Here is a 13,832-nt window from a genome sequence, read left to right on the forward strand (position 1 = left end):
CGGCGTCACCGGCGCCGTGACCTGCGACGTACGCGGTCTCTCACGACATCCTCACGCACCCTCAACGACCGGACCGCGGCCCCCTGTTCCCGGTCCGCCGGATCAACGCCGGGCGAGCACACGAACCGGGTCGCCGACGCGCACGGTGCCGGGGGCGAGGGGCACGAGGTTCTGCCCGAACAGCACCTTCCCGCCGTCCTTGCGGTGGCGTGCCAGGGTGAACAGGGGTTCCCGGCCACGGGCGGCGGTGTCCTGGTCGGTGGTGGTCACCACGCACCGCGCGCTCGGCCGGGCGACCCGGAGGACCACGTCACCGACGGAGATCCGGGTCCAGTCGTCCTCGGCCCAGGGCTCGGTGCCGGCGATGACGAGGTTGGGCCGGAACCGGTTCATGGGAAGCGGGCCCTCCTGGGCGTGCGGCCCCCCGGCTATCAGGGAGTTCAGCGCGTCCAGCGAGGCCACCGTGGTGACCAGCACCGGGAAGCCGTCGGCGAAGTTCACCGTCTCGCCGGGCAGGGCGTACTCGGGAACGACCGGGCGGCGGACGGCCGGATCGTCCATGTGGACCAGGCGGACCTCGGTGCCCAGGTAGGCGCTGCACCAGGCGTGCGCCGCCGCGGCGGCCGGGACCGCCTCGACCTTCGTGCGGAACACGTCCACCGGGATGGTCTCGGCGGGCTCCGGCACCTCGACCGTCAGCGGCTGTCGGCCGGGTGCGGACAGACGGACGCCGCCGCCGGCCAGAGGCTCGGCGGCGGCCAGTGCCAGGCGCGGCGACTCGCGCTGTGTGACGACCTTTCCCCCGTCGTCGATCAACGTCCAGCGGCGGTCACCGGCCAGGCCCCAGGGCTCCACCACGGCCGTCCGGGGCGAGACACCCCGGAACGCCTTGACCGGATGGACGTGGATCGACTGCACTACGGCGTTTCCCATGCCGTCCATCGTGCCAGGCGGCACCGACAGCCGGGAGCCCGCCGTCAGTAGCCGCGGTACTGCTGCTGGTTGTTGTACGGATCCTGGTAGGGAGCCTGCGCGGGACGCGGCGCGGCCGGGCGCATCGCCTCGTAGCCGTTGCCTCCCGCCATCGGCCGCTGCTGCTGCGGGGCCTGCGGGCCGGGATAGCCGCGGGGGGCGCTCGCCTGCTGCGGGATGTACGCCGTGGGCGCCTGCTGCAGCGGTGCGGGCTGCGGCGCCTGCGGATAGCCGTAGGCCGGGGGCTGCTGCGCGGACGGGGCCGCCGGGAGGGCGGGCAGGGCCGACGGCAGGGCGGGCAGGCTGCTGCCCGTGTCGTAAGCGGCGGGGACCCTGATCGGGGCGATCTGCGGAGTGCCACGCTCGGCGACGAGCGAGTCGTAGATCGGGGTCTCCTTGAAGGAGGCGGAGTAGTAGCCGCCACCATAAGTGGAGCGGGGGGAGGTCATGGCACATAAGTTAAGCCCACGATGTGCTGGTTGGGGAGACCGATAAGAGGGTTGTTTTCCGTGTCGTCAGGAACCTTGGATCCCCAATCCGAGCGAACGTGGCAAAAAGGGGCGCCAGTCGACGTTTGGATCGTGTAAAGGCCGTGTTCCTCCGGTGTTACCGGCGGTTGACCGGCGATCTTCCTGTGCCGTTCCTGCACACGCGCCGGGACCCGGAATAGGTTGTGCGGAAGGGATCGCACGGGCCGGGAAGATCCGGACCGAAGGACGAAACCCGCCGAGCCGAACACGCGATGGGGGCGGACATGTCAATGCCGAAAGGGTCCAACACACAGGTGCCGGCCACGGCACTGCGCGTCGAACTGGGCTGGCGCTCCGGTCCCGGGGTGCCCGACGCCGACGCCTCGGCGCTGCTGCTCGCCTCCGGAAGAGTCCGCTCTGACGCGGATTTCGTCTTCTACAACCAGCCCGCCCACCCCTCCGGCGCCGTACGCCACGAGGGCAAGCGGACGGCCGGCGGCCGGGTCATCGACACCCTGCTGGCCGATCTCGCGCGCGTGGAGGGCGACATCGAGCGGATCGTCCTCGCCGCCTCCACCGACGGCGGCGCGTTCGGGCGGGTACCGGACCTCTACATCGAGGTGACCGACGCCGCCTCGGGGCAGGTGGTCGCCCGCTTCGACAGCACCGGCGCGACGGTGGAGACGGCCTTCGTGCTCGGCGAGTTCTACCGCCGCCAGGGCGGCTGGAAGTTCCGGGCGGTCGGCCAGGGCTACGACAGCGGACTCGAAGGACTGGCGACGGACTTCGGCATCACCGTCGACGAACCCCAGCACGCCGCGCCCCCCGCGGCGGCGGCCCCCCGTACCCCGCCGCCCCCTCCCGCGGCGGTCCCGGCCACGCCGTCCCGGCCCGCCGCGGTCCCGCCCCCGCCGCCCGCGGCCCAGCCGGTCCGGCTGTCCAAGGTCACGCTCACCAAGGCGGCCCCGTCCGTCTCGCTGGCCAAACAGGGCGGCACCTCCGGCGCCCTGCGGGTGAACCTCAACTGGCAGCTGACCAAGCAGCCCACCGGCTGGCTCGGCCGGCTGAGCGGCCAGGGCGGCATCGACCTCGACCTGTGCGCGCTGTACGAACTCGCCGACGGCCACAAGGGAGTCGTCCAGGCCCTCGGCAACGCCTTCGGCTCGCTGCACCGCCCGCCGTACATCCATCTCGACGGCGACGACCGCACCGGAGCCGCGGCCCGCGGCGAGAACCTCACCGTCAACCTCGACCACACGCGCGACTTCCGGCGCATCCTCGTCTTCGTCACCATCTACGAAGGCGCCCGTTCCTTCGCCGACCTGCACGCCACCGTCACCCTCCAGCCCCAGCACGGCGCCCCCATCGAGTTCTCGCTGGACGAGTGCACCGTCGCCTCCCCGGTGTGCGCGCTCGCCCTGATCACCAACACCGGCGGCGACCTGCTCGTCCAGCGCGAGGCGCGGTACCTGGTGCCCGAGCGCGGAACGAGCCCCCAGCGGACCGTGGACCGCGCCTACGACTGGGGCATGAACTGGACACCCGGCCGCAAGTGACCCGCGGGCGGGCGAGAGGGCTTCAGCCCTCGTCGGGCACGGCGTCCGGGCGGGCGTAGGTACGGCCCTTCCAGGCCGCCCCGCGCCCGCGGTAGTGCTGCACGGCGGAGTCGACCGTCATCAGCAGGTACAGGAACGCGGTGAACGGCAACAGCGGCGCGAGCCACAGCGGCTGCCCGTAGTAGCGCAGCATCGGCAGATACGTGCCCGCCATCACCGCCCAGGCCGCCGCCCCGGCCAGTGCGGTCGCCGCGTCGCCGCCGGCCGCGCCCACGGCCACGGCGGCCGGCGGCACCAGGTACACCAGCGCCAGCCCGGCGACCGTACCCAGGAGCAGCAGGGGGTTGTGCCGCAGCTGGGCGTAGGCGCTGCGCGAGACCATCCGCCACAGGTCGCCCAGGCGGGGATAGGGACGCACGCTGTCCACCCGGTCGGCCAGTCCCAGCCAGACACGGCCGCCCGCGCCCTTCACCGCGCGCGCCAGCGCCACGTCGTCGATCACGGCGTGCCGGATGGCGTCCGGGACGCGCGCCTTCCTGGCCATGCCCGCCCGCAGCAGCACACAGCCGCCCGCCGCCGCGGCCGTACGCGAGCCCCTCCGGCCGATCCACCGGAAGGGATACAGCTGCGCGAAGAAGTACACGAACGCCGGCACCACCAGCCGCTCCCACAGGCTCGCCACCCGCAGCCGCGCCATCTGCGACACCACGTCGAAGCCGCCGGCCTCGGCCGCCGCCACCAGCTCGCGCAGGCTGTCCGGCGCGTGCGCGATGTCCGCGTCCGTCAGCAGCAGGTACTCCGGCCCACGCGCGCGGGCCAGCCCGATGCCGTACCGCACCGCCCACAGCTTGCCCGTCCAGCCCGCCGGCGGCTCACCGGGCGAGCCCACCGTCAGCGGCAGCCCGCCGTGCCGCCGGGACAGCTCGCGGGCCAGCTCCCCGGTGCCGTCCGCGCTGCCGTCGTCCACCAGGAAGACCTCGGCCCGCCCCGGATAGTCCTGCGCCAGCAGCGACGGCAGGCTGTCCGGCAGCACGGCGGCCTCGTCCCGGGCCGGTACGACCACGCAGACCGACGGCCACGCCTCCGGTTCCCGGCGCGGCGGCAGCCGGACGTCGGTGCGCCAGAAGAAGCCCTGGCCGAGCAGCAGCCAGACCCAGGCGGCCAGTGATACGACGGTGATCCACAAGTACGCGTTCACGGCGGCAGTCTGCCCCACCGGAGCGGGCCCGCGAGAAGGCATCGTCTATCGTGGCCGGGTGAAGATCGCGCTCATGGACTCCGGAATCGGCCTGCTCCCCGCCGCCGCCGCGGTACGCCGGCTGCGGCCCGACGCGGATCTGGTGCTGTCCTGGGACCCGGACGGCATGCCGTGGGGACCGCGCACCCCCGAAGACATCACCGAGCGGGCCCTCGCCGTCGCCGAGGCCGCCGCCGCGCACGAGCCCGATGTGCTGATCGTCGCGTGCAACACCGCCTCCGTGCACTCCCTGCCTGCGATGCGGGCGCGCTTCGAGCCGCGGCTGCCGGTCATCGGCACCGTTCCGGCGATCAAGCCGGCCGCCGCGGGCGGCGGGCCCGTGGCGATCTGGGCGACCCCTGCCACCACGGGCAGCGCCTACCAGCGCGACCTGATCGAGCGGTTCGCCGACGGGGTGGCCGTCGCCGAGGTGGCCTGCCCCGGCCTCGCGGACGCCGTGCACCACGCCGACGACGCCGCGATCGACGCCGCGATCGCCTCGGCCGCCGCCCGCACCCCGGACGACGTGACCACACTCGTCCTGGGCTGCACCAACTACGAGCTGGTCGCCGAGCGGATCCGCGCGGCCGTCCAGCGGCCCGGCCGCCCGCCGCTCGTGCTGCACGGCAGCGCCGGGGCGGTGGCCGCCCAGGCGCTGCGCCGGATCGGCGTGGAACCGGCTCCGGAGGCCGCCGCCGACACCACCCTCACCGTGCTGCTGAGCGGCCGCGAGGCGACCCTCCCGGACACGGCGCTGTCCTACGACGAAGGCCGCTTCCTGCGCGCCGTCACCCCCGTCCGCTGACCGGCGGGGCGGGCACCCGCCGTGCGCCGCCGGGCCGTTCACCGTGCGCTACATCCTCCCCCGGGCGGTGAAACCCGGGTAACCTCGTGCCTATGAGGGACCACCCCGACGCCGACGGAAAGCTCCCCCCGGTCTGGAAGGGACGCGCCACCAACCGGGTGCAGTGGCTGTTCGCGCTCGTCGGCGCCGCCTGCCTGGCGCTCGGCATCGAGCTGGCCGTGGACTCCGCCTGGACGTCCGGCATCGCCGCGCTGGTGATGTCCGTCGTCGGCTGCATCGCGGCCGGCCTGCTGGTGCTCTTCGGCACGCTCGCCTTCGTCCACGTCGACCTCAAGCTCGACCGCGAGTGCCTGGAAGTGCGCTGCGGCCACATCGGGCTGCCGCGCCGCCGCATCCCGCTCTCCCATGTGGCCGGCGCCGACTTCACCGCCCATGTCACCCCCCGGCACTGGGGCGGCTGGGGCTACCGCTGGCGCCCCGAGAAGGGCACCGCCGTCGTCGTCCGCCGGGGCGAGGGCATCGTGCTGCGCCTGTGGGACGGCCATACGTTCACGATCACCGTGGACAACGCGGAGTCCGCGGTCCGGCTCATCCGGGACCGGCTCACCACGATCAGGCCGGGAACGGCGGGCTAGCGTCCGCCGTTCCCGGGGCGCTCGGGCGTGTTCACGTCGACCACGGCCGGGCCGTGGCCCAGCCCGCCAGGAGACCGGCGCCCGCCGTCACCGGGGTGAAGCTCAGCGCGTTGCTCACCGAGGCCAGAGCGGCCAGCGCCGTCAGGGCCGCGCCCGCGGTGAGCGCGACCGGCGTGGGGCGCGCGGTGCGCCACAGCGCGTACAGGACCCAGCAGAACACCGCGGCCAGCAGGACAACTCCGACCAGCCCTTGCTCGGCCGCCTGCTGCAACGGTGCCGAGTGCGGCTTGCCGTCGGCCGGCAGCGTCCCGCCGACGCCGGGCGGCGCGCCGAACCGGCCGGGACCCACGCCCAGCGCGAGGTGGTGGTCCGCCAGCCGCAGGGCGTCCTGCCACTGCGGCACCCGGTGCGCGGGGAACCAGCCGCCGACCGCCTCCGCGAGCCCGCCGGGCAGCGCGCCCGTGGTGACCGCCCAGAGCCCGGCCGACACCAGGCCCGCCGCTCCCGCCAGCCCCGCCAGCCACCGGCCCCGGCCGTGCGCCGAGCCCGCGGCCAGCGCACACAGCAGGACGGCGCCGCCGGCCACGCAGCCGGCCGCCGACCCCAGCACCAGCCCGGCCGGCACGGTGGCGCAGGCCAGCGCCGCCAGCCCGAGCCGGTGCGCCGGTACGCCCGACGCCCAGGCCGCACAGCACGCGGCCCCGGCAGCCAGGGCCAGCAGCGCGGCCGTGCCGCCGGCGGCCCCGAGCGGGCCGCCGTACCAGGGACCGGGGGAGAGCCCGGGCAGCGCCACCGCCAGCACCAGCCCCGCCGCCGCGCCGGCGCACGGCGCGGCCACCGGCAGCAGCGCACCGGAGACCCGGCCCCCGGCATACCCGGCGGCCAGCGCGAGCACGGCGAGCAGCACGCCCTCCGGCCGCCCGCCCTGGGCCGCCGCGGTGATCAGCGACCACCCCGCACAGGCCCCCAGCAGGAGCATCCCCGTCCCGTCGGAAACGTTTCTTCGCACGCCGTAGGCGTCCGCACCGTACGCACCGGTCACGGACTGCGTCCCCGTCGACCCCACCCGTCGCCCCTCGTACCCGGTCCCCCGACCTTGGCAGCCCCCGGCCGCGGGCCGGTTCCGGCCGGGCCGCCGAGGCTGGGCACACCGTAACGGCTGGGGACCGCTTTGGGGACGGTACGCGGAGAAACGGCATGATTCCGCCGCTCCGTCGCCCGTCCCGGCGGGCCCCGGCGGGCGGGCGGCCGGCTGCCCCGGTGCGGGGAAGCGCGCCCGGGCGGTCGGCACACGGTGCCCGCGAAACGCCGCCCACCAGCGACGATCTCCGGCGGACCGGTGCCGGACCGTGCTGTCCGCGGTGACGCCGGCCGCCGTACACTCACCCGGGTGACCGTCACCGCAACCTCCGTGGACCAGCCGGACCAGCTGGAGCCGCGCCCCGCGTCGTCGGCGCGCCGTGGCCGATTGCTGCGCCTGGTCCCGGCCGCCGCCGCCGTGCTCTGCGGAGTGCTGCTCTACGTCAGCTTCCCGCCGCGCACCCTGTGGTGGCTGGCCCTGCCCGCGTTCGCCGGTCTCGCCTGGGTGCTGCGCGGCCGGAGCTGGAAGGCCGCGCTCGGCCTCGGCTACCTCTTCGGGCTGGGCTTCCTGCTGCCGCTGCTGGTGTGGACCAGCGTGGAGGTCGGTCCGCTGCCCTGGCTGGCCCTGGTCGCCGCGGAGGCGGTCTTCGTCGCACTGGTCGGCGTCGGCGTCGCCGCCGTCACCCGGCTGCCCGCCTGGCCGGTGTGGGCCGCCGCGCTGTGGACGGCGGGCGAGGCGGCACGCGCGCGGGTGCCCTTCGGCGGCTTTCCCTGGGGCAAGATCGCCTTCGGCCAGGCGGACGGCGTCTTCCTGCCGCTCGCCGCGGTGGGCGGCACTCCCGTGCTCGGTTTCGCGGTCGTCCTGTGCGGCTTCGGCCTGTACGAGGCCGGACGGCTGCTCGCCGAGCGGCGGCGGACCCGGACCGTACGGCGCGCCGCCGCGACCGCCGCGCTGCTGAGCGTCGCGGTCCCCGTGGCGGGCGCGGTCGCGGCCCGCGCGCTGGTGAGCGACGAGGCGGAGAACGGCACCGCGACCGTGGCGGTGATCCAGGGCAACGTGCCGCGCGCCGGACTGGAGTTCAACGCCCAGCGGCGTGCCGTGCTCGACTACCACGCGCGCGAGACCCACAAGCTCGCCGCCGACGTCCGGGCCGGCAAGGCCGCCCGGCCCGACTACGTCCTGTGGCCCGAGAACTCCTCCGACATCGACCCCTTCGAGTACCCGGACGCCGCCGCCGTCATCGAGCAGGCGGCCGAGGACATCGGGGTACCCGTCTCCGTCGGCGGCGTGGTGGAGCGGGACGGCAAGCTGCTCAACGAGCAGATCCTCTGGGACCCGGTCAAGGGACCCACGCAGACCTACGACAAGCGGCAGATCCAGCCCTTCGGCGAGTTCCTCCCGCTGCGCTCGCTGGTCGGCACGATCAACAAGAGCTGGACCGAGATGGTCCACCAGGACTTCAGCCGGGGCACCGGGCCGGGTGTGTTCGACATCGCCGGTACGAAGGTGGGCCTGGCCACCTGCTACGAGGCAGCGTTCGACTGGGCCGTGCGCGACACGGTGACGCACGGCGCGGAGATGATCTCCGTGCCGAGCAACAACGCCACCTTCGACCGCAGCGAGATGACCTACCAGCAGCTCGCCATGTCCCGCGTCCGCGCCGTCGAGCACAGCCGCACCGTGACCGTGCCGGTGACCAGCGGAGTCAGCGCCGTCATCCTGCCCGACGGCCGGATCACCCGGAAGACCGGCATGTTCGTGCCCGCCTACCTGGTGCAGAAGGTGCCGCTGCGCACGTCCACGACCCCCGCCACCGAGCTGGGTGTCCTCCCGGAGACGGCGCTGGTGCTGGTCGCCGCGGGCGGGATCGGCTGGGCGATCGGCTCCGGCCTGCGCGCCCGGCGGGCCGGCGAGGCGTAGGCGGCCGGCCCGGCCCGCTGCCGGGCGTCGCCGTACGTCCGCGGTACGGCCCGCTGGACGACCCCGGGCCTGCTGGGCGCCCCGGTACGACGGTCGTACGACCGGGAAGCCGGCCGGGCTGCCGGGTCTCGGCCGTTAGGGTCGGATCATGGCTATCCCCGAATTCCTCCGCACGCTCAGGGCCTCCGCCGGGCAGCAGCTGATCTGGCTGCCCGGGATCACCGCGATCGTCTTCGACGACGACGGCCGGGTGCTGCTCGGCCGGCGGTCGGACACGCGCAAGTGGTCGGTGATCGGCGGCATCCCGGAGCCGGGCGAGCAGCCCGCGGCCTGCGCGGTACGAGAGGTCTTCGAGGAGACGGCCGTGCACTGCGTGGCCGAGCGGGTGGTCCTGGTCCAGGCACTGCCGCCGATCACCTACCTCAACGGCGACACCTGCCAGTACATGGACATCACCCTCCGCTGCCGGGCGGTGGGCGGCGAGGCCCGGGTCAACGACGACGAGTCGCTGGAGGTCGGCTGGTTCGCGGTGGACGCGCTGCCCGAACTGAACGAGTTCGCCCTCTTCCGGATCAAGCAGGCCATGTGCGATGCACCCACATGGTTCGACCCTATGACTTCCGGCTGAAGTATGGGGGGTGACCATATGTGGTGACGGTGGGCCCCCTCGTAGGGTCGGCATATGACCTCGCCCACCCCCCTGCCCGCCGCCTCCCCGGCAGATGCCGCCTCACCCTCCGGTTCCGTGCCGCCCTCCGGTTCCCCCTCCCGGCCCGGCCCCGGGCCCCGGCCGCAGGCCCTCGCCCTCGACCTCGGCGGCCGCAGGGCGCTCGTCACCGGGGCCGCCAGTGGCATCGGCCGCGCCTGCGCCCTGCGGCTGGCCGCCGCCGGGGCCGAGGTGCGCGCCGTCGACCGGGACGCGGCCGGACTGGACGAGCTGGCCCGGGAGGCGGAGCGGACCGGCGACCTCGCGGGCACCGTCGTCCCGATGGTCGTGGACCTCACCGACCTGGACGCCGCCGAACGCGCCGCGGCCGGCACGGACGTGCTGGTCAACAACGCGGGACTGCAACTGGTACGGCCCATCGAGGACTTCCCGCCCGAGGTGTTCCACACGGTGCTGACGGTGATGCTGGAAGCGCCCTTCCGCCTCATCCGCGGCGCCCTCCCGCACATGTACGCACAGGGTTGGGGCCGGATCGTGAACGTGTCCTCCGTCCATGGTCTGCGCGCCTCGGCCTTCAAGGCCGCCTATGTGGCCGCCAAACACGGTCTCGAGGGACTGTCCAAGACGGCCGCCCTGGAGGGCGCCGCCCATGGTGTGACCTCCAACTGTGTGAACCCGGCCTATGTGCGCACCCCACTGGTCGAGAAGCAGATCGCCGACCAGGCGCGGGCGCACGGCATCCCCGAGGAACGGGTGGTCTCCGAGGTGCTGCTGAAGGACAGCGCGCTGCGACGGCTCATCGAGCCCGCCGAGGTCGCCGAGGCCGTGGCCTATCTGTGCAGCCCGCAGGCGTCCTTCGTCACCGGTACCTCACTCGTCCTGGACGGCGGCTGGACGGCCCACTGACCGGTCCGCCGCGCTCGTTCCGGACGGCGGGCAGACGATCCCGCCGACCGGCCCGGTCCCACCCGCTGCGGGAGTTTTCCACAGGCCTGCCGGGCCGGTGGCCGATACGGAATCCTGTGACCATGTCCCTCGATCACCTCCCGCCGGCACCCACCGGCAGCGCCGAGGCGCCGTATCTCGACCTGCTCGCCCGCGACGCCTCCGTCGAGGCCTTCGAGCAGCCCGTCCTGCGCGCCCGGGCCGCCGCCGAGCCGGCCGGCCGGATCGCCGCGCTGGAGGAGGCCAGACTGCTCGCCCTGCGCGTGCGCGCCGAGCTGGAGGGCAGGCGGCGGCGCGAGGCGGAACTCTCGGCGCTCTTCGAGACCGCCCACGACCTCGCCGGACTGCGCGACGTGGACGCCGTCCTCCAGGCGATCGTGCAGCGCGCCCGCTCCCTGCTCGGCACGGACGTCGCCTACCTCAGCCTCAACGACCCGGCCCGCGGCGACACCTACATGCGTGTCACCGAGGGCTCCGTCTCCGCCCGCTTCCAGCAACTGCGGCTCGGCATGGGGGAGGGGCTCGGCGGGCTCGTCGCCCAGACCGCGCGGCCGTACGTCACCGACGACTACTTCGAGGACGGCCGCTTCCAGCACACCCACGCCATCGACGCCGGCGTCCGCGACGAGGGCCTGGTCGCCATCCTCGGCGTGCCCCTGATGCTCGGCCCGCACGTCATCGGCGTCCTGTTCGCGGCCGACCGGCGGGCGCGCGTCTTCGAACGCGGGCAGATCGCCCTGCTCGGCTCCTTCGCCGCACTCGCCGCGGCGGCCATCGACACCGCCAACCTGCTCACCGAGACCCGCTCCGCCCTGGCCGGCCTGGAGCGCGCCAACGAGATCATCCGGGACCGCAGCGCCGTCATCGAGCGGGCGTCGGAGGTCCACGACCGGCTCGCCCAGCTCGTCCTGCGCGGCGGCGGGGTCCACGACGTGGCCGCCGCCGTCTCCCAGGTCCTCGACGGCACCGTGACGTTCACCGAGGCCGCGGCGGCACCGGCCGAGGCGCTGGAGACGTCCCGCGCCGAGGGACACGCCGTACGGCACGGCAAGGACTGGATCGCCGCGGTGGCCGCGGGCGGCGAACTCCTCGGCGCCCTGGTCCTGCGCGGCCACCCCGGTCTGGACCCGGTCGACCAGCGGACCCTGGAGCGGGCGGCGATGGTCACCTCCCTGCTGCTGCTCGCCCGCCGCTCCGCCGCCGAGGCCGAACAGCGGGTGCGCGGCGAACTGCTGGACGACCTGCTCGACGCGCGCGACCGGGACCCGCGGCTGCTGCGCGAACGCGCCGGCCGCCTCCAGGCCGACCTGGACGCCACCCACGTCGTCCTCGCCGCCCGCCTCGACGGCCCGGCGGCCGACGCCGACGAGGAGGCCGCGGCCCGCCGCCGGCTGTGGTCCGCCGCCTCCCATCTGGCCGCGACCCGGCGCGGGCTGGCCGCGGCCCGCGACGGCGGCACCGTCCTGCTGCTGCCGCTCGACGCCGGCGACACCGCCACCGAGGTGGCCCGCCGCACCGCCCGCCACCTGGGCACGGCCGTCCACCAGCCGGTGACGGTCGGTGCCTCGGCACCCGTCACCGACCTCGCCCGGCATCCCGAGACCGTGGCCGCCGCCTACGCCGAGGGCCGCCGCTGCCTGGACGCGCTGCGCCTGCTGGGCCGGGCCGGGGACGGCGCGGCGGCCGAGGACTTCGGTTTCCTCGGCCTGCTCCTCGCGGGCGAACGGGACATCGCCGGCTTCGTCGAGCGGACCATCGGCCCGGTGGTGTCGTACGACGAGCGGCGCGGCACGGAGCTGGTGCGTACCCTCGACGCCTACTTCGAGGGCGGGATGAGCCCGGCGCGCACCAAGGACGCGCTGCACGTCCACGTGAACACGGTGGCCCAGCGACTGGAGCGCGTGGGCCGCCTGCTGGGCGCGGACTGGCAGACCCCGGACCGCGCCCTGGAGATCCAACTTGCGTTGACACTGCACCGGTTGGCGACGCCGGGACGGCACTGACCGGCCCCGTCCACGGGGCCGGCCGGTGGGGGCGTGGGGCCAGACGCCGGTCAGCGGGTCCGGGCCCGGGCGGCCGGACGCCGGCCGGAGGGCTCGCCGTCCTCGTCCGCGATCCGGCCGAGATCCCGGTGCCGCGTCTCGCGCGCGAGCCCCACGGCGACCAGGGTCAGCACGGTGGCGGCGATCACGTACAGCGCGATCGGGGTGGAACTGCCGTAGTCGGAGAGCAGCGCGGTGGCGATGAGCGGGGCGGGCGCGCCGGCCGCCACGGAGGCGAACTGGGCGCCGATCGAGGCACCCGAGTACCGCATCCGGGTCGCGAACATCTCGGCGAAGAACGCGGCCTGCGGCGCGTACATGGCGCCGTGCAGCACCAGCCCCACGGTCACGGCCAGGATCAGATACCCGAACGACCCGGTGTCCACGAGCGCGAAGAACGGGAACATCCACAGCCCGACGCCGGCCGCGCCCAGCAGGTACACCGGCCGCCGCCCGACCCGGTCGGACAGCGCGCCCCAGGCCGGGATGACGGCGAAGTGCACGGCGGAGCCGATGAGTACGGCGTTGAGCGCCGTCTGCTTGGAGACGCCGGCCGAGGTGGTGGCGTAGACGAGGATGAACGCGGTGATGACGTAGTAGCTGATGTTCTCCGCCATCCGGGCGCCCATCGCCACCAGCACGTCCCGCCAGTGGTGGCGCAGCACCGAGACCAGCGGCGGCTGTTCGTCCGCCTGCGCCCGTCGCGCCTCGGCCCGCTCCAGCGCCTCCTTGAAGACGGGCGATTCGTCGACGGACAGCCGGATCCACAGACCGACGAGCACGAGCACCCCGGAGAGCAGGAAGGGGATGCGCCAGCCCCAGGAGCCGAAGGCGTCGTCGGACAGTACGGCGGTGAGCAGCGACAGGACACCGGTCGCGAGCAACTGCCCGGCGGGCGCGCCGGTCTGCGGCCACGAGGCCCAGAAGCCGCGCCGCCGCGCGTCGCCGTGCTCGGACACCAGCAGGACGGCGCCGCCCCACTCACCGCCGAGGGCGAACCCCTGCACCAGCCGCAGCGCGGTCAGCAGCAGGGGCGCGGCGGAACCGACGGTGGCGTGCGTGGGCAGCAGCCCGATGGCGAAGGTCGCCCCGCCCATCAGCACCAGGCTCAGCACCAGCAGCTTCTTGCGCCCCAGCCGGTCACCGTAGTGCCCGAACACCAGCGCCCCCAGCGGACGGGCGGCGAACCCGACGGCATACGTCAGGAACGACAACAGCGTTCCCACGAGCGGGTCGGAGCCCGGGAAGAACAGCTTGTTGAACACCAGCGCGGCAGCGGAGCCGTACAGGAAGAAGTCGTACCACTCGATGGTGGTCCCGATGAGGCTGGCGGCGACGATCCTCGGGAGGCTTGCGGGAGGTGGGGGAGCGGTGTTTCCGGATGCCATGTGCGCCACTTCCTCGTGTGCGGTGGGGACGGGTACGACGGATACGTGTCGGCACACGGTAGGAAGGTGCAGGTCACGGGCACATGTGGTGGGGCACCATAGTTCTGGGGGCGG

General features: G+C 74.4%; 12 protein-coding genes. 7 read left to right on the forward strand and 5 right to left on the reverse strand.

The window, feature by feature from the left end:
- Positions 1 to 102: 102 nt before the first annotated feature.
- Positions 103 to 933 (reverse strand): MOSC N-terminal beta barrel domain-containing protein, encoded by an 831-nt coding sequence (locus AB0E62_RS23150; protein ID WP_362196824.1) that lies wholly within the window; start codon positions 931 to 933, stop codon positions 103 to 105.
- 44 nt (positions 934 to 977) lie between these two features.
- Positions 978 to 1,421 (reverse strand): DUF6643 family protein, encoded by a 444-nt coding sequence (locus AB0E62_RS23155; RefSeq protein WP_362196827.1) that lies wholly within the window; start codon positions 1,419 to 1,421, stop codon positions 978 to 980.
- Positions 1,422 to 1,732: 311 nt separating this feature from the next.
- Between AB0E62_RS23155 and AB0E62_RS23160 the strand changes: the two genes are divergently transcribed.
- Complete coding sequence (locus AB0E62_RS23160) at positions 1,733 to 2,998, forward strand: TerD family protein (protein WP_362197154.1); 1,266 nt, start codon at positions 1,733 to 1,735, stop codon at positions 2,996 to 2,998.
- A 22-nt stretch (positions 2,999 to 3,020) separates the two neighbouring features.
- Here the strand turns inward: AB0E62_RS23160 and AB0E62_RS23165 are convergent, their stop codons facing one another.
- Positions 3,021 to 4,214 (reverse strand): glycosyltransferase, encoded by a 1,194-nt coding sequence (locus AB0E62_RS23165; protein WP_362196830.1) that lies wholly within the window; start codon positions 4,212 to 4,214, stop codon positions 3,021 to 3,023.
- A gap of 40 nt (positions 4,215 to 4,254) precedes the next feature.
- Here AB0E62_RS23165 and AB0E62_RS23170 point away from each other — a divergent pair, with 40 nt between their 5' ends.
- Together AB0E62_RS23170 and AB0E62_RS23175 are read left to right on the forward strand one after the other, a co-directional pair.
- The gene (locus AB0E62_RS23170) at positions 4,255 to 5,040 is read left to right on the forward strand and encodes an aspartate/glutamate racemase family protein (RefSeq protein ID WP_362196833.1); all 786 of its coding nucleotides are present in this window, start codon (positions 4,255 to 4,257) and stop codon (positions 5,038 to 5,040) included.
- A gap of 92 nt (positions 5,041 to 5,132) precedes the next feature.
- Positions 5,133 to 5,675, forward strand: a complete 543-nt coding sequence (locus AB0E62_RS23175; RefSeq protein WP_362196836.1) for a hypothetical protein — start codon at positions 5,133 to 5,135, stop codon at positions 5,673 to 5,675.
- Between the two features lie 31 nt (positions 5,676 to 5,706).
- On the opposite strand, the gene AB0E62_RS23180 is transcribed toward AB0E62_RS23175, so the two are convergent.
- Positions 5,707 to 6,654: an O-antigen polymerase gene (locus AB0E62_RS23180; RefSeq protein ID WP_362197156.1), complete on the reverse strand. Its 948-nt coding sequence runs from the start codon at positions 6,652 to 6,654 to the stop codon at positions 5,707 to 5,709.
- 411 nt (positions 6,655 to 7,065) lie between these two features.
- Between AB0E62_RS23180 and lnt the strand changes: the two genes are divergently transcribed.
- The 4 genes from lnt to AB0E62_RS23200 all read left to right on the forward strand — a co-directional run bounded on the left by lnt (position 7,066) and on the right by AB0E62_RS23200 (position 12,291).
- Positions 7,066 to 8,676 (forward strand): apolipoprotein N-acyltransferase, encoded by a 1,611-nt coding sequence (gene lnt / locus AB0E62_RS23185; protein WP_362196839.1) that lies wholly within the window; start codon positions 7,066 to 7,068, stop codon positions 8,674 to 8,676.
- A 148-nt stretch (positions 8,677 to 8,824) separates the two neighbouring features.
- Entirely contained in the window at positions 8,825 to 9,304 is a 480-nt protein-coding gene (locus AB0E62_RS23190) for an NUDIX domain-containing protein (RefSeq protein ID WP_362196842.1), read from the forward strand.
- Positions 9,305 to 9,358: 54 nt separating this feature from the next.
- Positions 9,359 to 10,249, forward strand: a complete 891-nt coding sequence (locus AB0E62_RS23195; RefSeq protein ID WP_362196845.1) for a 3-hydroxybutyrate dehydrogenase — start codon at positions 9,359 to 9,361, stop codon at positions 10,247 to 10,249.
- 122 nt (positions 10,250 to 10,371) lie between these two features.
- On the forward strand, positions 10,372 to 12,291 hold the full coding sequence (locus AB0E62_RS23200; RefSeq protein WP_362196848.1) for a GAF domain-containing protein: 1,920 nt from the start codon (positions 10,372 to 10,374) through the stop codon (positions 12,289 to 12,291).
- A gap of 50 nt (positions 12,292 to 12,341) precedes the next feature.
- On the opposite strand, the gene AB0E62_RS23205 is transcribed toward AB0E62_RS23200, so the two are convergent.
- The gene (locus AB0E62_RS23205) at positions 12,342 to 13,718 is read right to left on the reverse strand and encodes an MFS transporter (protein WP_362196851.1); all 1,377 of its coding nucleotides are present in this window, start codon (positions 13,716 to 13,718) and stop codon (positions 12,342 to 12,344) included.
- Positions 13,719 to 13,832: the final 114 nt, after the last annotated feature.

The organism is Streptomyces sp. NPDC038707 (genome assembly GCF_040636485.1).
Lineage (GTDB): Bacteria > Actinomycetota > Actinomycetes > Streptomycetales > Streptomycetaceae > Streptomyces.

Coding starts and splice junctions, on each gene's coding strand:
- AB0E62_RS23150 (WP_362196824.1), bottom strand. CDS start 933: ATGGGAAACGCCGTAGTGCAGTCGATCCACGTCCATCCGGTCAAGGCG.
- AB0E62_RS23155 (WP_362196827.1), bottom strand. CDS start 1,421: ATGACCTCCCCCCGCTCCACTTATGGTGGCGGCTACTACTCCGCCTCC.
- AB0E62_RS23160 (WP_362197154.1), top strand. CDS start 1,733: ATGCCGAAAGGGTCCAACACACAGGTGCCGGCCACGGCACTGCGCGTC.
- AB0E62_RS23175 (WP_362196836.1), top strand. CDS start 5,133: ATGAGGGACCACCCCGACGCCGACGGAAAGCTCCCCCCGGTCTGGAAG.
- AB0E62_RS23180 (WP_362197156.1), bottom strand. CDS start 6,654: ATGCTCCTGCTGGGGGCCTGTGCGGGGTGGTCGCTGATCACCGCGGCG.
- AB0E62_RS23190 (WP_362196842.1), top strand. CDS start 8,825: ATGGCTATCCCCGAATTCCTCCGCACGCTCAGGGCCTCCGCCGGGCAG.
- AB0E62_RS23195 (WP_362196845.1), top strand. CDS start 9,359: ATGACCTCGCCCACCCCCCTGCCCGCCGCCTCCCCGGCAGATGCCGCC.
- AB0E62_RS23200 (WP_362196848.1), top strand. CDS start 10,372: ATGTCCCTCGATCACCTCCCGCCGGCACCCACCGGCAGCGCCGAGGCG.
- AB0E62_RS23205 (WP_362196851.1), bottom strand. CDS start 13,718: ATGGCATCCGGAAACACCGCTCCCCCACCTCCCGCAAGCCTCCCGAGG.